Annotated in this window: 9 protein-coding genes and 2 pseudogenes; 7 read left to right on the forward strand and 4 right to left on the reverse strand. The window is 68.1% G+C overall.

The window, feature by feature from the left end:
• Positions 1 to 302 precede the first annotated feature (302 nt).
• From ligA to gyrA, 6 genes are all read left to right on the forward strand, one after another.
• Positions 303 to 2,663 (forward strand): NAD-dependent DNA ligase LigA, encoded by a 2,361-nt coding sequence (gene ligA / locus ASD78_RS13895; protein ID WP_056102411.1) that lies wholly within the window; start codon positions 303 to 305, stop codon positions 2,661 to 2,663.
• Positions 2,660 to 3,646, forward strand: a complete 987-nt coding sequence (gene epmA, locus ASD78_RS13900) for an EF-P lysine aminoacylase EpmA (protein ID WP_056102413.1) — start codon at positions 2,660 to 2,662, stop codon at positions 3,644 to 3,646. Before ligA ends, epmA begins: the two co-directional genes overlap by 4 nt.
• Before the next feature lie 104 nt (positions 3,647 to 3,750).
• Positions 3,751 to 4,488 carry a DUF3011 domain-containing protein gene (locus ASD78_RS13905; protein WP_235566504.1) on the forward strand — a complete coding sequence of 246 codons (738 nt, stop codon included), beginning with the start codon at positions 3,751 to 3,753 and terminating at the stop codon, positions 4,486 to 4,488.
• A gap of 216 nt (positions 4,489 to 4,704) precedes the next feature.
• On the forward strand, positions 4,705 to 5,472 hold the full coding sequence (locus ASD78_RS13910) for a DUF3011 domain-containing protein (protein ID WP_056102419.1): 768 nt from the start codon (positions 4,705 to 4,707) through the stop codon (positions 5,470 to 5,472).
• Between the two features lie 134 nt (positions 5,473 to 5,606).
• Positions 5,607 to 6,662, forward strand: coding sequence for an S-methyl-5-thioribose-1-phosphate isomerase (gene mtnA / locus ASD78_RS13915; protein ID WP_056102422.1), 1,056 nt, complete (start codon positions 5,607 to 5,609; stop codon positions 6,660 to 6,662).
• A gap of 215 nt (positions 6,663 to 6,877) precedes the next feature.
• Entirely contained in the window at positions 6,878 to 9,622 is a 2,745-nt protein-coding gene (gene gyrA, locus ASD78_RS13920) for a DNA gyrase subunit A (RefSeq protein WP_055906484.1), read from the forward strand.
• Positions 9,623 to 9,854: 232 nt separating this feature from the next.
• Here the strand turns inward: gyrA and ASD78_RS13925 are convergent, their stop codons facing one another.
• From ASD78_RS13925 to ASD78_RS21260, 4 genes and pseudogenes are all read right to left on the reverse strand, one after another.
• A complete protein-coding gene (locus ASD78_RS13925; protein WP_082575627.1) occupies positions 9,855 to 12,008 on the reverse strand; it encodes a M4 family metallopeptidase in 2,154 nt (717 codons plus the stop codon).
• Between the two features lie 670 nt (positions 12,009 to 12,678).
• Positions 12,679 to 13,174: proprotein convertase P-domain-containing protein (locus ASD78_RS21750; RefSeq protein ID WP_304438479.1), on the reverse strand; the 496-nt coding region annotated here is incomplete at its 5' end.
• Between the two features lies 1 nt (position 13,175).
• A pseudogene (locus ASD78_RS21570) lies at positions 13,176 to 13,732 on the reverse strand (PKD domain-containing protein); the annotation flags it as partial.
• Positions 13,718 to 15,022 (reverse strand): annotated as a pseudogene (locus tag ASD78_RS21260) (M12 family metallo-peptidase); the annotation flags it as partial. The pseudogenes ASD78_RS21260 and ASD78_RS21570, both read right to left, overlap by 15 nt.
• Before the next feature lie 483 nt (positions 15,023 to 15,505).
• On the opposite strand from ASD78_RS21260, the gene ASD78_RS13940 reads away from it, so the two are divergent.
• Complete coding sequence (locus ASD78_RS13940) at positions 15,506 to 20,461, forward strand: alpha-2-macroglobulin (RefSeq protein WP_056102427.1); 4,956 nt, start codon at positions 15,506 to 15,508, stop codon at positions 20,459 to 20,461.
• Positions 20,462 to 20,494: the final 33 nt, after the last annotated feature.

Below are 20,494 nucleotides of genomic sequence, written 5' to 3' on the forward strand. Positions count from 1 at the left end.
CGGCCACCGCGCGGGTCGCGGCTTACGCAGCTCCTACCCCAAGGCAACGCATCGGAGCCGACGGGATACGGGTTAAGCAGGCACGGACCATTGTGGGAGCGGCGTAAGCCGCGATGCGCCCCTTCGGCTACCGCGCAGGTCGCGGCTCACGCCGCTCCTACCCCAGGGCGGTCTTCGCGTTCGTGCCACGCAGCGGCCCGGCGCAGATTCGCCTCGTGTGCCTGCGCACCGTCCCCAGAATCCTCCAAAGCGTTCAAAATGGCGCCATCGCGCTGCGACCGCAGCGCCTTGGACTGCCCGCGATGACCGACTCCGCCAAAGCCGCGCAACGCGCCGCCGCACTGCGTCAGCAGCTCGAAGACGCCAACTACCGCTACCACGTGCTCGACGACCCGGCGATCCCCGACGCCGAGTACGACCGCCTGCTGCGCGAACTCGACGAGCTCGAAGCCGCGTACCCGGACCTGCGCACCCCCGATTCGCCGACCCAGCGCGTCGGCAACGCGCCGTCCTCGGCCTTCGCCGAAGTCCGCCACGCGATCCCCATGCTGTCGCTAGGCAATGCCTTCAGCGATGAGGAAGTGGCCGATTTCGAACGCCGCATCGAAGAACGCCTGGAACGCAGCTCGCCCACCTTCTCGGTCGAGCCCAAGCTCGACGGCCTGGCGATCAGCCTGCGCTACGAAGGTGGCCGCTTCGTCCAGGGCGCGACCCGCGGCGACGGCGCCACCGGCGAGGAAGTCACCGCCAATCTGCGCACGATCAAGGCGATCCCGATGAAGCTGCGCGGCAAGGACTGGCCCCAGACGCTGGAAGTGCGCGGCGAGGTCTACATGCCGCTGGCCGCGTTCAAGGCCTACAACGAACGCGCGCTCAACGATGGCGGCAAGGTTCTGGCCAATCCGCGCAACGGCGCCGCCGGCTCGCTGCGCCAGCTCGATCCGCGCATCACCGCGCAGCGGCCGCTGGCGTTCTACGCCTACGCGGTCGGCGTGGTCGAAGGCTACGAACTGCCACCCACCCATTCGGCGACCCTGGCCAAGCTGCGCGAATGGGGGTTCCCGGTCAGCGGCGAAAGCGACGTGGTCGCCGGAACCCAGGGCCTGCTCGGCTATTACCGCCGCATCGGCGAAAAGCGCCACGCGCTGCCGTTCGACATCGACGGCGTGGTCTACAAGCTCGACGACTACGCCGGCCAGCGCGAGATGGGCTTCGTCTCGCGCGCGCCGCGCTGGGCGATCGCGCACAAGTTTCCGGCCCAGGAGCAGTCGACCACGGTCGAATCGATCGAGGTCAACGTCGGCCGCACCGGCGCGGTCACGCCGTGGGCGCTGATGGCGCCGGTACAGGTGGGCGGCGTGGTCGTGACCCGCGCGACCCTGCACAACGCCGACCAGATCGCGCGCCTGGACGTGCGCGCCGGCGACACCGTGATCGTGCGCCGCGCCGGCGACGTGATTCCGGAAGTGGTGCGCGTGGTGGTCGAACAGCGTCCGCCCGGCACCCGGCCCTGGTCCATGCCCGAGGCCTGTCCGCAATGCGGCTCGGAACTGGTGCGCGAGGAAGGCGAGGTGGTCTGGCGCTGCTCGGGCGAGCTGATCTGTCCCGCCCAGCGCAAGGAGGCGATCATCCATTTCGCCTCGCGTCGGGCCATGGACATCGAGGGCCTGGGCGAGCGCTATGTCGAAGTCCTGTCCGACCTGGGCTACGTGAAGTCGGTGGCGGATCTGTACAAACTCGGGCTGGACGATCTGCTCGAGATGAAGCGGCGCGCGGACGAACGCGACGGCACCACCCCCGAGACGGTCAAGGCCGGCAAGGTCGCGACCAAATGGGCCGACAACCTGATCGAGGCCATCGATCGCAGCCGCGCCACCACGCTCGAACGCTTCCTGTTCGCGCTCGGCATCCAGCACGTCGGCGAGAGCACCGCCAAGGCCTTGGCGGTCTGGTTCGGCGATCTGGCCTTGATCCGCCATCTGCCCTGGCCCCTGTTCAAGCGCGTGCCGGACATCGGCGGCGAAGTGGCGCGCTCGCTGGGCCATTTCTTCGACCAGCCGGGCAATCAGCAGGTGATCGACGATCTGCTCGAGCGCGGCGTGAACATTACCGACGCGCACGGACCTTCGCCCAAGCTCGGCCCGGATCTCAACCTGGCGACCCTGCTGGTCGACATGGAAATTCCCAAGGTCACCCGCATCCGCGCCGACCAGCTCGCCGCCGCGTTCGCCGATGCGACCAAGCTGGCGGCCGCGCCCGAACACGCCTACGTGACCGCCGGCCTGCCGGCCGACAGCGCGCAGGCCTTCGCCCACTGGCGCGACGACACCGACAACGCGGACCTGCTGCAGCGCGTCGGCAAGGCGCTGGCGGAACTGCAGCGCCGCTTGCCGGACGATGCGGACGCGGCGGTCGGCCCGCTCGACGGCCAGACCGCCGTGCTCACCGGCACCCTGAGCGCCTTGTCGCGCGACGAGGCCAAGACCGATCTGGAAGCGCTCGGCGCCAAGGTGGCGGGCAGCGTGTCGAAGAAGACCAGCTTCGTCGTCGCCGGCGAGGCCGCCGGCTCCAAGCTCGACAAGGCCCAGGAACTGGGCGTGCCGATCTGGGACGAGGCGCAGTTGCTCGCGTTCCTGGCGCAGCACGGTCGGCGCCCCGCGTGAGCGCCGGTCTTCCGTACGACTGGCGGCCGTCGGCCCGCTTCGAAACGCTGCGCCTGCGCGCCGCGCTCAACGCCCGCATACGCGATTTCTTCGCCCAGCGCGGCGTCGTCGAAGTCGAGACCCCAGTGTTGTCGATGGCCGGCAACACCGATCCCAACATCGCCTCGTTCTCGCTGCAGTTCGGCGGCCGCACCGACGGCGCGCCGCGCACGCGCTGGCTGCGCACCTCGCCCGAATACCCGCTCAAGCGCCTGCTCGCGGCCGGCTTCGGCGACTGCTACGAGCTCGGACGGGTGTTCCGCGACGGCGAAGCCGGCGGCCGCCACAACCCGGAATTCACCATGCTGGAGTGGTACCGGCTCGGCTACGACCATCAACGCCTGATCGCCGAAACCGCCGAGCTGGTGCAGGCCGCGCTGGCCCTGGTCGGGCGTGCGGCCACGCTGGAACGCGTGGCCTATCGCGAGCTGTACCGCCAGCGCCTGGGCCTGGACCCGGCGTCGGCCGACGAATCGGAACTGCGTGCGGCCCTGGGCGATGTGGTGATCGACCCCGACGGCCTGACCCGCGACGACTGGCTGGACCTGCTGATGACCCATCGCCTGCAGCCCGGGTTCGCGCCCGACCGCCTGCTCGCGATCTACGACTACCCGGCCTCGCAGTGCGCGCTCGCGCGCGTGCGCGCCGACGACCCGCCGGTGGCCGAACGTTTCGAGCTTTATCTGGGCCCGCTGGAACTGGCTAACGGCTACCACGAGCTCGCCGATGCGGACGAGCAGGGCACGCGTTTCCAACGCGATGCGAACCTGCGCGCGCAACGCGGCGCGCCCGCGCCGCCGCGCGACGAGGCGCTGCTGGCCGCGCTGGGCAATGGGTTTCCCGATTGCGCGGGCGTCGCGCTCGGCGTCGACCGCCTGCTCATGGCGATGCTCGGCGCGCCGAGCATCGCCGATGTCCTGGCCTTCGATTTCGCGCGCGCATGACAAGCCTGAACGCAGAGCGCGCGGCGCGACAGTCGCAGGATCTTTTGATTGACCATTCAGGTGCGCGGGGTAGAGTGATCGCGTATCGCTTGGGGGAGATCGCAATGCGCACACGTTCAGCCGCGGCACTGTCGTTGGCGTTGGCCCTTGCGGCCAGCGCGGGCGCGGCCATGGCTCAGGCCGGCGGCGAACGGCTGTACGGCGACCGCGTGCTGCGTTGCGAATCCGACAGCGAATCGCCGCGCCAATGCCCGGCCGACACCAGCGGCGGCGTGCGCCTGGTGCGGCGCCTGTCCGGCAGCGAATGCGCCGAAGGCAAGAGCTGGGGCGTCACCCGCAGCGGCGTCTGGGTCGCGCGCGGCTGCAGCGCTGACTTCGTGCTCGGCCAGGGCGGCAGCAGCCCCGACAGCCGCTCCGGCGATCGCGTGCTGCGTTGCGAATCCAAGGGCGGGCGCTGGAACCACTGCCGCGCCGAGAGCGCAAACGGCCTGCAATTGGTGCGCCAATTGTCCAAGCGTCCGTGCATCCGCGATCAGAACTGGGGCGTCGACGGCCAGGGCCTTTGGGTGTCCGGCGGCTGCCGCGGCGAATTCCAGGAGCTGTCCGGCGCCGCGGCCGAACCCGTCGTCGCCGCGCCGCGCGGCAAACTGGTGTTGTGCGAATCGATCAAGAGCCTGGCCCAGCGCTGCGCGGTCGAGACCGGCGCCGGCGTGCGCATGCACAAGCAACTCTCGCGCTCGCAGTGCGTGGAAGGCCGCACCTGGGGTTTCGACGGCAACGGCATCTGGGTCGAGGACGGCTGCCGCGCCGAGTTCGAGGTCGACGTGCCGCGCGGCGGTTGATCCCTGCGGCCGCGCCGTCTCATGCTTTGCGTGCCTGTCACCAGTCGATGACGCACGCTCAAGGCATACTTTGCGTGTCCGTCCGGCCGAGCCCGCCGGATCACGTTAAGCCGCAGCTAAACGCAGCCGGTTCGATGCAGTGCAGCATCGAAAATCTTGAGCTCGCGTTAAGCGGACGTGGATAGAGTTGCAGTCAACTGACAAGGAGTGACGGACATGTTCGTACGCATCGTTTCCAGTTTCGCCCTGGTGCTGGGCGTTAGCGCGGTCGCGCAAGCCGCGCCGCAGTACGATTCCGATTACTACGGCGGCCAGCAGACCATCCGCTGCGAATCCGACGACGGCCGCAACCGTCATTGCGATGCCGACACCCGCGGCGGCGTGCGTCTGGTGCGCCAGTTCTCCAAGTCGCAATGCATCCAGGGCAACAGCTGGGGTTACGACCGCGACGGCGTCTGGGTCAGCAACGGCTGCCGCGCCGAGTTCGAACTCGGTCGCGGCGGCGGTGGCGGCAACTGGAACGGCGGTGGCGGCTGGAACGGCGGCGGCAACAGCGACAGTGTGGTGTGCGAGTCCGACGACGGCCGTACCCGCACCTGCGCCATCGGCGGCAACCGCGCGCGCCTGGTGCGGCAGATGTCGAAGTCGCCCTGCATCGAAGGCCAGAGCTGGGGTTCGCAGCGCGGTAGCGTGTGGGTCAGCAACGGCTGCCGCGGCGAGTTCTCCAGCGGCCGCGGCGGCGGTAACTGGAACGGCGGTGGCGGCTGGAACGGCGGCGGCTACAACCAATGGCGCAGCCTGGTCTGCGAATCCAACGACGGCCGCAAGGGCCGCATCCGCCGCTGCAACACCAGCATCCGCGACGGTGCGCGCCTGATCCGCCAGATGTCCAAGGGCGCCTGCATCGAAGGCCAGACCTGGGGCTGGGATCCGAACGGGATCTGGGTCCAGGCAGGCTGCCGCGGCGAGTTCAGCGTGCGCTGATCGCGTCGTCCAGGAACGAACCGGCATCGGGCCCCGCGGCGACGCGGGGCCCGTTTTCTTTGCGGCGCATCCGCAGCTTGCGCCCGCGTCCAGGGCGCGGCCAGGGCAGGGGCTCGCTGCGATAAACTGTGCGTATGAACGATATCGATTTCGACCGCTACGACCGCATCCGCCCGATCCGCTGGACCGGCGACGCCCTGGAACTGTTGGACCAGCGCCGGCTGCCGTTCCATGTCGAATACGTGCGTTGCGAGGACAGCGACGCGGTCGCGGCCGCGATCCATGCCCTGACCGTGCGCGGCGCGCCGGCGATCGGCATCGCCGCGGCCTGGGGCGCGGTCCTGGCGGCGCGCGACATCCAGGCCGACGACGGCGCGGCTGCGCTGGCCTTGCTGGAACCGGCGCTGCAGCGCCTCAACGCCGCGCGCCCGACCGCGGTCAACCTGGCCTGGGCGCTGGCGCGCATGCGCCGCACGCTCGCCGCCGCGGGCGCCGACTGGCGCGCCGTGATCGCGGCCGAAGCCCAGGCCATCGCCGACGAGGACCTGGCCGCGAACCGCCGCATGGGCGCGCTGGGCGCGGCCCTGATCGTCCCCGGCAGCGGCGTGCTGACCCACTGCAACACCGGCTCGCTGGCCACCGCCGGCTTCGGCACCGCGCTGGGCGTGATCCGCGCCGGCGTCGCCCAGGGCCGCATCGACCAGGTCTACGCCGGCGAGACCCGGCCCTGGCTGCAGGGCGCGCGCCTGACCGTGTGGGAGCTGCAGCAGGACGGCATCGCCCCGACCCTGATCGCCGACGCCGCCGCCTCGCACCTGATGAAGAGCGGGCGCGTGCAGTGGGTGATCGTCGGCGCCGATCGCATCTGCGCCAACGGCGACACCGCCAACAAGATCGGCACCTACCAGCTGGCCATCGCCGCGCGCCACCACGGCGTCAGGTTCATGGTCGCCGCGCCTTCGTCCACGGTCGACATGGCCACGCCCTCGGGCGATTCGATCGAGATCGAGGAACGCGATCCGGGCGAGCTGTTCGGGGTCGGCGGAGTGCGTACCGCGGCCGAGCAGGTCGGCGCCTGGAACCCGGTATTCGACGTCACCCCGCACGATCTGATCGACGCCATCGTCACCGAGCGCGGGGTAATCGAGCGCCCGGATCCGCAGGCCATGCGCGCCGCCTTCCCGGGTTGATCCGGCGGGCCGCCGGCGCGGCCCGCTCGCAAGCCTGAAAATAGCCCGCAAGTGCTTGTTTCTGCGTGGGAATCGGGCTGCCGTGAAACCCGGTTTTGTGATAAGATTTCCTGTCCTTTTGATGCCGCCCAGAGCGAGCTGCAGAACAGGCCCGCACGGGCAGGTTTTTGCGGCCGTCCGGGGCGCCTAGCACAACCGCTCAGCACGGAACCCTGATGGCCGAACTCGCCAAGGAAATCATCCAGGTCAATCTCGAAGACGAGATGCGCCGCAGCTACCTCGACTACGCCATGAGCGTGATCGTGGGGCGCGCGCTACCCGACGTCCGCGATGGTCTCAAGCCGGTGCACCGCCGCGTCCTGTACGCGATGAGCGAACTCGGCGCGCACAGCAACAAGCCCCACTTCAAGTCGGCGCGTATCGTCGGCGACGTGATCGGTAAGTACCACCCGCACGGCGATCAGTCGGTCTACGACACGCTGGTGCGCATGGCCCAGCCGTTCTCGCTGCGTTATCTGCTGGTCGACGGCCAGGGCAACTTCGGTTCGGTCGACGGCGACTCCGCCGCGGCGATGCGTTACACCGAATCGCGCATGGCCAAGCTCACCCACGAGCTGATGGCGGACATCGACAAGGAAACCGTCGACTTCCAGCCCAACTACGACGAAAAGGAACTCGAACCCACGGTCATGCCGACCCGGGTGCCGAACCTGCTCATCAACGGCTCGGCCGGTATCGCCGTGGGCATGGCGACCAACATTCCGCCGCACAACCTGTCGGAAGTGATCAACGCGACCATCGCGCTGATCAACGAGCCGGAACTGGACGTCGACGGACTGATGGAATACATCCCCGGCCCGGACTTCCCGACCGCGGGCATCATCAACGGCACCGCCGGCATCATCAACGCCTACCGCACCGGCCGCGGCCGCGTGCGCATGCGCGCGCGCGCCGAGATCGAGGTCAACGAGGACACCGGCCGCGAGGCGATCGCGGTCACCGAGATCCCGTACCAGGTCAACAAGGCGCGGCTGATCGAGAAGATCGCCGAGCTGGTCAAGGAGAAGAAGCTCGAAGGCATCAGCGAGCTGCGCGACGAGTCCGACAAGGACGGTATGCGCATCTTCATCGAGATCAAGCGCGGCGAGTCGGCCGAAGTGGTGCTCAACAACCTCTATCAGCAGACCCAGATGGAGTCGGTGTTCGGCATCAACATGGTGGCGCTGGTCGACGGCCGCCCGCAGTTGCTGAACCTCAAGCAGATCCTCGAAGCCTTCATCCGTCACCGCCGCGAAGTGGTGACCCGCCGCACCATCTTCGATCTGCGCAAGGCGCGTCAGCGCGCGCACGTCCTGGAAGGCCTGACGGTCGCGCTCGCCAACATCGACGAGATGATCGAGCTGATCAAGACCTCGGCCAATCCGAACGAGGCGCGCGAGCGCATGCTCGCCAAGACCTGGGAACCGGGCCTGGTCGGCGCGCTGCTCGGCGCGGCCGGCGCCGAGGCCTCGCGGCCGGAAGACCTGGCGTTCGAGTTCGGCCTGCACGACGGCCGTTACCGGCTCACCGAGATCCAGGCCAGCCAGATCCTGGAGATGCGCCTGCACCGCCTGACCGGCCTGGAGCAGGAAAAGCTCACCGAGGAATACAAGCTGCTGCTGGAAACCATCCGCGGCCTGATCGAAATTCTTGAGAACCCCGACGTGCTGCTCGAGGTGATCCGCACCGAACTGCTCAACCTCAAGGAAGAGTTCGGCGACGCCCGTCGCAGCGAGATCCGCGCCAGCGAAGAAGACCTCGACATCCTCGACCTGATCGCCCCGGAAGACGTGGTGGTCACGCTGTCGCATTCGGGCTACGCCAAGCGCCAGCCGGTCAGCGCCTACCGCGCCCAGAAGCGCGGCGGCAAGGGCCGCAATGCGGCCGCGACCAAGGACGAGGACTTCATCGACAAGCTGTGGCTGGTCAATACCCACGACACCCTGCTGACCTTCACCAGCACCGGCCGGGTGTTCTGGCTGCCGGTGCACCAGTTGCCGGACGCCGGCCCGAATGCGCGCGGCCGTCCGATCATCAACTGGCTGGCGCTGGAATCCGGCGAGCAGGTCCAGGCCGTGCTGCCGGTGCGCGCCTACGACGACGAGCATTTCGTGTTCTTCGCCACCCGCAAGGGCATGGTCAAGAAAACCCCGCTGACCGAGTTCGCGTTCCGTCTGGCGCGCGGCAAGATCGCGATCAACCTCGACGAGGGCGACGCCCTGGTCGACGTGGCGCTGACCGACGGCCAGCGCGAGGTCATGCTGTTCGCGAGCAACGGCAAGGCCGTGCGCTTCGCCGAGAGCGGCCGCGAGGACGAAGCGGACGTGATCGACGAGTCGGTCGAGGCGGACGGCGCCGAAGATGTTGCCGATACCGACGTCGAAGCCGCGGGCGAGAGCGAAGGCGGCGCCGACAAGTCCAAGCGCGGCAAGGGCGGCGTGCGTTCGACCGGCCGCAACAGCCGCGGCGTGCGCGGCATCAAGCTGGCGCCGGGCGAGATGGTGGTCAGCATGATCGTGGTCGACGGCGACGGCGACATCCTGACCGCCAGCCAGCGCGGCTACGGCAAGCGCACCCCGGTCGACGAGTACCCGTGCAAGGGCCGCGGCACCCAGGGCGTGATCGCGCTCAAGACCACCGACCGCAACGGCGCGCTGGTCGGCGCGATCCAGCTCAGCGACCACCACGAAGTGCTGCTGATTTCCGACGGCGGCACCCTGGTGCGCACGCGTGCGGCGGAAATCTCGCAGGTCGGCCGCAACACCCAGGGCGTGACCCTGATGCGCCTGGCCGACGACGAGACCCTGCAGACCATCGAGCGCGTGGACGCCTCGCTGGACGAGGATGTCGAGAGCGAAGCGCTGCCGCCGGCCGCCACGGCGGGCGACAGTGCGGGCGAGGCGGCGAACCCGGAAAGCTGATCCGGGTCCGCGTCGTGCCGTCGAAAACGCCACCTCCGGGTGGCGTTTTCGTTTGTGGAGCGGGCACGCCGTGGAGCGCGCCGCCGTATCGGGCGATGCGCACGGAGTCGGTATGGCCGGGCCGGACGCGGCGACGAGGCCGCGATCGTCGCCAAGAAAAACCCCGGCCGAGGCCGGGGTTTTTGTGGGTGCACGCCAGAACCGGGCCGCATCCGCGGCCCGGCGAGGGCGATCAGAACGTGATGCTCCAGGTGTCGATACGGCCGGTGTCCAGTGCCGCATTGTCGTTGACGCGCAGCTTCCAGGTACCGTTCAGCGCTTCGCTGGTCAGGTTCTTGGTGAAGGTGCCGGTAACGTTGTCGGCGCTGCCGCCGGTGCGGTTGTGGATGTTGTAGAGCGTGCCGTCCGGCGCGACCAGGTCCACCTTCAGGTCGCCCTTGTAGGTGTGGATGATCGTGACCGAGATCGAGGCGTTGCTCGGACCGTTGCCGGTGCGGCCGGAGACCGAGATCGGGCTTTCGACGGTGGAGTTGTCGTTGATGGCGTAGTCGGTACCGTTGCTGTAGGTCTGGGTACCGGTGCCGCCGACCGTGACCGAGGAGGTCTTGGTGTTGGTGGCGCCGTCGTCGTCGGTGACCGTCAGCGTGACCGTGTAGGTGCCGGCCGTCGCGTAGGTCTTGCTCGGATTGGCCGCGGTGGACGTGGTGCCGTCGCCGAAGTTCCAGCTACGCGAGGCGATGGTGCCGTCGCTGTCAGTGGAGGTGTCGGTGAAGGCCACGCTCAGGCCGCTGACCGAGGCGCTGAAGTTCGCCACCGGAGGAGCGTTGCCGCCGCCTGGGCAGTCGACGCCGACCAGGGCGAAGGCCGCGCTGACGTCGGCGACGTTGTAACCCAGATCGGTGGCCGCGGTCTCGACGCCGCAGGAGCCCTGGATGAAGTTGGTGCTCGCGGTCCAGTACAGCTGGTTGGCGCGGGCGAAAGCCTTGAACGCCTTCTGCGTATCCCAGCCGGAGGTGGTGGCCAGCTTCCAGAAGGCCTTGTTGTACACGCCGGACGAGTAATGCACGTCCATGCCGCTGGTGTAGTTCGAGGCGTGGCCGATCGAGCTGCCGTCCTGCGGCGGATTGGCCATGTAGCGCAGGGCGCCGGTGGCCTTGAAGATCTGCGCGCCGACCAGGAAGTCGTTGCTGCCGTTCATGTAGTACTCGGCGGCTTCGCCGGCCATGTCCGAGAACGCTTCGTTGATGCCGCCGGACTGGCCGGAGTAGGTCAGGTTCGAGTTCTGCTCGGTGAAGCCGTGCGAGACCTCGTGCGCCGACACGTCCAGGCTGACCAGCGGGTAGAAGGTCGAGCCGCCGTCGCCGAAGGTCATCGCCGAGCCGTCCCAGAACGCGTTCTGGTAGCTGGTGCTGTAGTGCACGCGCATGGTCAGCTGGAAGCTCAGCGGGGGCACGCCGACATAGGCGCCGTACATGTCGTACACGACCTTGCCGAAGTAATGCGCATCGTTGAGCGGCGAGTACGCGCCGTTGATGGTCTTCACGGTATTGCGCGGGCAGGTGAACGAGAACGCGGTGCTGCCGCTGGTGCCGTGATTGAGGTTGACCGTCTTCACGTTCGTGTTGTTCATGGTGCAGGTGGTGCCGCTCTGGGCGACGTCCAGATAACCGAAGTCGGTGCCGTATTCGTACTGGCCGGTCTTCTGGTTGCCGCCGGGACCGGTGGCGTTGGCGTGGGCGAGCGCGTCCCACTGCTTGAGCACCGCGCCGCTGGCGGCGTCGACGATCACGAACGGACGGGTCGGCGCGCCGCCCTTGGCGGAGTCGGCGAAGTAGGACACGACATAGGCCAGATGCGCGCGGCCGCCGTCGTCGACGTAGATGACCTGCTCGGTCTTCTCGCTGCGGGTGCTCAGCAGGCCCTGGCGGTTGCCCAGGCCGGCGCGCTTGCCGATGCTCAGCGCCTGCGCCTTGGCGAGCTTGGGCGTGACGCTGGGCAGGTCGGCATCGAGCCCGCCGATCATCTGGCCGAACAGGGTGCGGACGTTGCCGTTGGCGTCTTCGCTGACCACGACCTGCTCGCCGAAGATCGGCACGCCGCGATAGCTCTGCTGATAACGATAGTGACGGGCGCCGTCGCGATCGGCCTTGATCGCGACCGCCTTGAGGGTCGATTGCGTATCCAATGCCAGCATCTCGGCGTGACGCGCGCCGGCATCGGCGCTGGCGCCGACGCTGGCGGTCGCTGCGCGGTACTGCTGGTTGAGCTGGGCGACATTGCGCTGGTGCAGGTCCACGCGCTGCGCAGCGTCGGCGGCGCCTGCGGTCAGGACCAGGGCGGCCGCGGCCGCGAGTGCGTGCAGTTTCGGTATGGAATGGCGATTCACTGGTGATACCCCCGAACTAGTGTTGTTGGTCGGGCCGCGGGCGCGGCCGGCTCACTGCAGGTGGTGCATCCGCCCCCTGTCACCAACACGCCCTGGCCTGCGCACCGATACGTCCTTGTGCGTGCGGTAGGTCGTGGGTCTATCGGACGCCGACGCGATGTCCTTTGCGGCGGCGTGGCGACGCTAGGTCTCTGTGCAAATCGGCGTCAAAGTAGTGGAACCAGGTCACATTAGTTAAGTAATCAATGCGTACTGATGCAGTGCACGGCGCTTACATCTGAAACCGTTTTTTTGCCGGTTTTGGCGTGTGAATCTAGATTTCACAAGACCGAAACTGGTTTGTAATAATGTTTTAAATATTTTGTTGCGCCGCACAAAGATAATGCGCCGCGGAAACGGGGTGCGAATGGCCTGAATGCGGCGGCGGGGTTATTCATGTAAATCAATGGTTTCCATCGCTCATTCGTGAATAGTCCGGGTCCCTGGATTATTTTCACAGGAATAATCAAGCAACTAATGTGATGAAATTCCGCGAATAAGCGTGGGCGCTATTCCAGTTATCGTGGTGGCCCCGATACCGGTTTGGACGCGCAGCCAAAGAAAAACCCCGGCCGGAGCCGGGGTTCGGGTTGCGTCGCGAACCGGGCGCGGGCGCCCGGTAGTGGCGGCATCAGAAGGTGATGCTCCAGGTATCGATGTAGCCCACGTCCGCGCCGGCGCGATCGGCGGCACGCAGCTTCCAGGTGCCGTTGAGCGCTTCGCTCGACAGGTCCTTGATGAAGGTGCCGGTGACGTTGTCGGCGCTGCCGCCGCTGCGGTTATGGATGTTGTAGACCGAGCCGTCCGGCGCGATCAGGTCGACGATCAGGTCGCCCTTGTACGGATGCACGATGTTGACCGAGATCGAGGTGTTGCTCGGCGCATTGCCGGTCCGGCCCGAGACCACGATCGAACTGCTCACGCCGGTCGCGTTGTTGTCGGGAATGCTGACGTCGGTGCCGTTGGTGTAGGTCTGCACGCCGCTGGCATTGACGGTGACGGTGGCGGTCTTGGTGTTGGTCGCGCCGTTGTCGTCGGTCACCGTCAGCGTCACCGTGTAGGTGCCGGCGGCCGAGTAGGTCTTGCTCGGGTTGGTCGCCGTCGAAGTGGTGCTGTCGCCGAAGTTCNTCCGGCGCGATCAGGTCGACGATCAGGTCGCCCTTGTACGGATGCACGATGTTGACCGAGATCGAGGTGTTGCTCGGCGCATTGCCGGTCCGGCCCGAGACCACGATCGAACTGCTCACGCCGGTCGCGTTGTTGTCSGGAATRCTGACGTCGGTGCCGTTGGTGTAGGTCTGCACGCCGCCGGTGGACACCGTGACCGTGGAGGTCTTGGTGTTGGTCGCGCCGTYGTCGTCGGTCACCGTCAGCGTCACCGTGTAGGTGCCGGCGGCCGAGTAGGTCTTGCTCGGGTTGGTCGCCGTCGAAGTGGTGCTGTCGCCGAAGTTCCAGCTGCGCGAGACGATGCTGCCGTCGCTGTCGGTCGACGAGTCGGTGAACGCCACCGTCAGGCCGCTGGCCGAAGAAGTGGTGCTGTCGCCGAAGTTCCAGCTGCGCGAGACGATGCTGCCGTCGCTGTCGGTCGACGAGTCGGTGAACGCCACCGTCAGGCCGCTGGCCGAAGAGGTGAAGTTGGCCACCGGTGCCACGTTGGCGCCGGGGTCGGCGCGGAACGCCGCCATCGCCGCCTTGGTCTGCACCAGCACGCGCTGGTTGTGGTTGAGGTTGGTGGTGCCCATGGCCACGCCGTTATAGGTGACGTCCGGGTTGGACCAGTAGTTCAGGCGGGTGCAGGCCGTACCGCTGCACTGGTAGGCCATGATCGTGCGCCAGCGCGCGCCCGAGGCGGGCGTGTACTGGTAGCCGTGTCCGTACGCGTACGGCGTGCTGGTCGGGTCGTTGGCCGGATCGTGGCGTGCCGACAGCAGATGGCCGATTTCATGGGCGAAGCTGTAGTAGCCGGTCGCGCAATCCCAGTACACGGTTGCGAACGCGCTGGCGGCGATGGAGCCGATCGAGCTGGCGCGGCCGCAGTTGCTGTCGTCGTTGATGACCAGCACGTTGACGTCGGCGGCGTTGGCGTCGCGGCTGGCGTGGACGTCGTCCATGTAGCCGTCGCTGGTGCCGGCGAAGCGCTGCACGTCGGTGGCGTGGCCGTCGCCGACCGAGGTGTATTCCACCGTGCGGTAGTTGGCCAGGACCATGTTGATGCCGACGTTGGAATTGACGTAGCCCTGGTTGCTCTCGGCCACGGCCAGTTCGATCAGCGCTTCCATGTCGCCGCCGTAGGCCGTGACGGCCTGGTTGGTGGCGACCACCTGGACGCGGATGGTGGCGGTGGCGCCGGGGTCGATCGCGGCCGCGCCGACCAGGCCGCCGCTGCTGCGGCTGGCGCGAGCGGCGGCGGCGCGCATGTCGATCTGCGGCAGGTCGGCTTCGCTGTAATCGGCGGCGTGGTCCGGCGGCATCCGCGTTTCGTCGACTTCGATCACCGCATTGCTGCCGTCGGGCAGGGACTGGATGCGGTACAGGGTGCCGTCGACGCGCACGTTGCCGGTGATGCGGTTGCCATGGCGGACCAGGGCGACCGAGTTGCGCTCGTCGACGCGCACTTCGCGCGCACCGCGCAGGGCCGAGGCGCCGCGCGAGTCGCGCAGACGGCCGAGCCACACGGTGTTGCCGCGTTCGGTCTGATGCGCGTCGTCGAGCACGGCATTGACCAGGTGCGAGCCCAGGCGCAGTTCGATTTCGCGGGTCTGCGCGCTGACCACCGAGGCGTCGGCGCGCTCGATGCGCAGGCTGCGGGTCGGGGCGGCCTTGGACAATTGCTGCGCGGTGGCCAGTGCGGCGCGTTGCGGCGCCGGCGCCGGCCCGCCGACGAACAGCGGCTTGGCGGCGAAGGCGGGCGCGCTGGCGATGGACAGGAGCAGGGCGGCTTTGGCGAGCCGCGCTGCGTGCTTGCGGGTGGTCATCGGGTTCTCTCTCCCAGGTCGGCCGGATGGCGGCCGTGTCGATGGCGATCCCTGGCACGGCGTCCGTGCTGCCGATGCGCAGGGTCTGTGGCGAGCGGGTTGGCGGCCCGCTCTTTTTCCAAGCTAGCCAAGACCCGCCCGGTCGTAGAGGGAAAAAGCCGGCGCTGAGGCACGCGCAATGTGATTCTGGTCATGCATCGGCACACCGGTTGCGCCATGCAGGTCGAGGGATATGTGATTTGAAACAATGTTTCAGGTGCGCTTGTGGCACGTCGCCGATCGGGCGAATGAAAGGGAGCCGGTTCGGAGTCGACTTCGTGCGAGCGAGCGCGGGAGCGCCGGCGACCGTGTCCGCCGATCCGCGTCCCGCATGCGCCAGGACGGTGCCGATATTTCGCCTGCGGACGCAAAAACTTGTCTAAACCCTCTCTACGTGACGCCAACGTCGCTCTATACTTCGTCGCAAACCAGGGAGAGACAACGATGGAACGCGTGGGTCCTGCTGTGAGCCTGATCCGACGCGTCGCGCGTCCGGTCGCTGTCGTCGCCCTGGCCCTGCTGCTTGCAGCCGGCCCTGTGGCATGCAAGCGCGACACTACCGGCCAATTGCCCGAAGTCAGCGGCGAAGCCATCAAGGCCAAGCGCGAAACCGTGCAGGGTTTCGGCCTGGTCGCCGCTTATCCCGATCAGAAAGCCGACGAACAGCTGGCGATCGCCCTGGAATTCAGCCAGCCGCTGGTCGGCACCCAGGCTTTCGACGAGTTGATCGCGGTCGCCGACAAGAACGGCGCCGTGGTCAAGGGCAGCTGGGTTCTGGACGAGGGCGGCAAGCTGCTGCGCTTCCCGCACGTGGAGGCGAGCAAGGATTACGTGGTCACCATCAAGGGCGGCCTCACCGCCGCCGACGGCGACCGCATCGGCAAGACCCTGACCAGCAACGTCTACACCGGGCCGCTGGATCCGGTGGTCGGTTTCGCCTCGCAGGGCAGCGTGCTGCCGGCGCGCGAGAGCCGCGGCCTGCCGGTGGTCTCGATCAACGTCGCCGAAGTCGACGTCGAGTTCATGCGCATCAAGGACAAGGACCTGCCGAAGTTCTTCGCCGAGTACCAGCGCGGCGGCCGTCGCGGCAGCTGGGAGCTGGAGCGCGACTGGGACGACAAGACGCCGCTGTCCAAGCTCGCCGAACCGGTCTACGTCAATCGCTTCGTGCTCGGCGGCAAGCCCAACGAGCGCGTGCTGACCTATCTGCCGCTGCAGGACATCGAGGAGCTGCAGAAGCCCGGCCTGTATTTCGCGGTGATGAAGCGCGCCGGCCAGTTCAAGGACGAGTTCGAGACCGCGTTTTTCACCGTCAGCGATCTGGGCCTGCATGCGCGCGCCTACAAGGACAAGCTGTTCGTGCACACCGCCTCGCTGGAGAGCGGCGATGCGGTCGGCGGGGTCGAGCTCAAGGTCATCGACGCCGATGGCGAGCCGGTGATGAAGGGCGAGACCGACCGCAACGGCAACGTCATGCTGGCCTACAAGCTCGATGCGACCCAGGTGCTGGTCGCGCAGCGCGGCAGCGACGTGTCGATGCTGCCGTTCAACCAGCCGGCGCTGGATCTGTCCGAGTTCGCGGTGTCCGGCCGCGAGCAGGCCTGGTTCGACGTGTTCGCTTGGTCCGGTCGCGACCTCTACCGCCCCGGCGAAACCGTGCGCCTGTCGGCGCTGCTGCGCGACCAGGACGGCAAGCCGGTCGCGCTCAAGGGCAAGGCGCTGCAGCCGGTGTTCCTGCGCTACGTCCAGCCCGACGGCAAAACCTTCCTGGAAACGCGCCTGCAACCCGATACCCAGGGCTACGTGCGCCATGCCCAGGTGATTCCGGCCGACGCCGCGACCGGGCGCTGGCGGGTCGAGTTCCGCACCGATCCGGCCAGCAAGGAAGCGGTGCAGGGCATGACCCTGCGCATCGAGGAATTCCTGCCGGAGCGCCTCAAGCTCGACCTCAACGCCCAGGCCACGCTCAAGCCCGGCGAGCCGATCAAGCTCGCGGTCGACGGCGCCTATCTGTACGGCGCGCCCGCGGCCAGCAACCGTTTCACCGCCAAGCTCGCGGTGACGGTGGAGCAGCATCCGCTGGAACAGCTGCCGGGCTACTTCTTCGGCGACCCGACCCTGACCCTGCCCAAGGAAGCCAAGGACGTGGTCGACGCCACGCTCGATGCCCAGGGCAAGTTGCAGCAGGACATCGCCCTGCCCAGCGAGGCCAAGCCGGTCAGCCCAATCGCCGCCATCCTCACCGGCAGCGTCTACGAAAGCGGCGGCCGCAGCGTCAACCGCAGCCTCAAGCGCGTGCTGTGGCCGGCCGATGCGCTGGTCGGCGTGCGTCCCTTGTTCGACGACAAGGAAGGCACCGATTCCAACGGCAATGCCGGCTTCGAGCTGACCCGCGTCGGCGCCGACGGCAAGCCGCGTCCGGGCAAGGCCCTGCGCGTGACCCTGGTGCGCGAACACCGCGATTACCACTGGAACTACGACGCCGACGGCGGCTGGGACTACGACTTCAACCGCCGCTACGAAGACATCCAGACCCGCAATGTCGACCTGGGCGCCTCGCCGCTGCGCGTGGACTTCCCGGTCGAGTGGGGCGAGTACCGCCTCGACGTCTACGACCCGGCGACCAAGCTGACCTCGCGCTATCCGTTCAAGGCCGGCTGGAGCTGGGACGACCAGAACCGCGGCCTCGACGCCCGCCCGGACAAGGTCAAGATCGCGCTCGACAAGACCGCCTACAAGGCCGGCGACACGCTCAAGGTTACCCTGACCCCGCCGCACGCCGGCAAGGGCGTGCTGATGGTCGAGAGCGATCGCATGCTGTACGTGCAGGCGATCGACGTCAAAGCCGGCAGCAGCTACGAGATTCCGGTCACCGCCGACTGGGAGCGCCACGACATCTACGTCACCGCGCTGGTGTTCCGCGGCGGCAGCGCGCCCAGCAAGATCACGCCGGCGCGCGCGGTCGGCATCGCGCACGTGCCGATGGACCGACGCGATCGCACGGTCGCGGTCGGCCTCAACGTGCCCAAGCTGATGCGGCCCGAGCAGAACCTGCCGGTCGCCGTCAGCGTGCCGCAGCTGGCCGGGCAGGAGGCCTACGTCACCGTGTCCGCGGTCGATGTCGGCATCCTCAACATCACCCGCTTCCCGGTGCCGGACGCGGCCGCGCATTTCTTCGCCCAGCGTCGCCTGGGCGTGGATGCCTACGACGTCTACGGGCGCGTGATCGAAAGTTTCGAAGGCGGCACCGCCAAGATCCGCTTCGGCGGCGACATGGCCCTGGAGGCGTTGCCGCAGGCGCGGCGTCCGACCGCCAAGGTGCAGACCGTGGACCTGTTCGCAGGACCGGTGCGCCTGGACGCCAAGGGCAATGCCGTGGTCAAGCTGGCCGTGCCCGATTTCAACGGCACCCTGCGGGTGTCGGCGCTGGTGTATTCGGGCGGCAAATACGGCAAGCGCGACCGCGAAACCGTCGTGCGCGCCCCGGTCCTGGCCGAGGCCAGCACGCCGCGCGTGCTCGCTCCGGGCGACCGCAGCAACGTCACGCTCGACGTGCAGAACTTCACCGGCCGGGCCGGCGAGTTCGAGGTCAAGGTCGAAGGCATCGGCCCGCTGTCGCTGAGCGACGGCAACCGCAAGGCCGCGCTGGGCGTCGAGGCCAAGACCACCTATACCTTCCCGATCGTCGCCCGCGAGGGCTACACGGTCGCGCAGGTGCGCGTGCGGGTGGAAGGCAACGGCTACAAGGTCGACCGGCGCTACGACGTGCCGGTGCGTCCGGCCTGGCCGCAGGTGCTGCGTGCGCGCACCCAGGTGCTGGAGCAGACCGCGCCGGTGCGCCTGGGCGCGGACTTCGCCGACGGCCTGATGCCGGGCTCTGTCAACGCGCGCATGACGGTCAGCGCACTGCCGCCGATTCCGTTCGCGAGCGCACTGCAGGGTGCCCTGGAATATCCGTACGGCTGCGCCGAACAGACCACCAGCAAGGGTTACGCCGCGCTCGAACTCGACGAGGCGACCGCGAAGATGCTCGGGGTCAAGGGCCTGGACGCCAAGCAGCGGCGCGCGCGCATGGAAGGCGCGTTCGGCCGCCTGGCGGCGATGCAGATCGGCTCCGGCCATTACTCGATGTGGGGCGACGGCGACTACGTCAATCAGGCGATCACGCCGTACGTGGTCGAGTTCCTGCTCGACGCGCGCGACGCCGGCTTCGCCGTGCCCGAGGCGATGCTGCAGAAATCGCTGAAGGTGCTCAACGAGGACCTGCTGTCCGGCGGCGCCCAGTTCTTCGGCTACGACCGCCGCGAACACCTCAAGTTCGCCTACCAGGCGCACGCCGGCTACGTGCTGGCGCGGGTCAACCGCGCCCCGCTGGGCACCTTGCGCGCCTTGTACGACAACGAGCGCAAGAACAGCCTGACCGGCCTGCCGCTGGTCCACCTGGGCCTGGCGCTGTCGCTGCAGGGCGACAAGGCGCGCGGCAAGAAGGCGATCGCCGAAGGTTTCGCCAAGGATTCCAAGGACCGCCCGGAGTATCTGGGCGACTACGGCAGCCGCGTGCGCGACGACGCGCTGATGATCGCGCTGGTGCACGAACGCGGCTTCGCCACGCCGGCCTACGACGGCCGTGCGGTGCCGCTGGGCCTGGAACTGGATGCGCGCCGCAATCGCGGCTGGCTGTGGCTGAGCACGCAGGAACAGGTCGCGTTGGCGCGCCTGGGCAAGGCGCTGATGGCCGACCAGGCCAAGACCGTGTCCGGCCAGTGGAAGGTCGGCGACATCGCCTCCGATGCCGGCGCGGCCAAGATCGTCGGTCGCGTGTTCGACTACGACGCGCTGGCCGCCGGTGTGAGCTTCGATCCGGTCGGCCAGCCGCCGCTGTACGCGAGCATGGAGATCGCCGGCGTGCCGCGCCGCGCGCCCGATCCGGACAGCTCGGTGATCGAGGTCAAGCGCAAGTACTACACGACCAAGGGCGGGGCCTGGGAGGGCGGTACCCTGGAAGAGGGCGACGCGCTGATCGTGCAGGTCAGCATCAAGGCCAGCCGCGCGATGCCGGACGCCTTGCTCACCGACCTGCTGCCGGCGGGCCTGGAGATCGAGAACTTCAATCTCGGCGACGCTAAGCAATGGGCCGGCGTGGTGGTGGACGGGATCGAGATCTCCGACCGCGACTCGGCCGCCGAAGTGCGCCACGAGGAGTTCCGCGACGACCGTTACGTGGCCGCGCTCAAGCTCGACGTCGGCGACACCGCGCGGGTGTTCTACCTGGTGCGTGCAGTCACGCCGGGCACCTACACCGTGCCGCCGTCGCTGGTCGAGGACATGTACCGTCCCGACCTGCGCGGCGTCGGCAAGGCGGTGCCGGCGATGCTGACGGTGAAGCAGCCGGGTAGGTGAATCCCGGCGCTGTAGGTGAGCTCCAGGCGCTGG

The sequence above is a fragment of the Lysobacter sp. Root667 genome, assembly GCF_001427715.1.
Classification (GTDB): Bacteria; Pseudomonadota; Gammaproteobacteria; order Xanthomonadales; family Xanthomonadaceae; genus Lysobacter.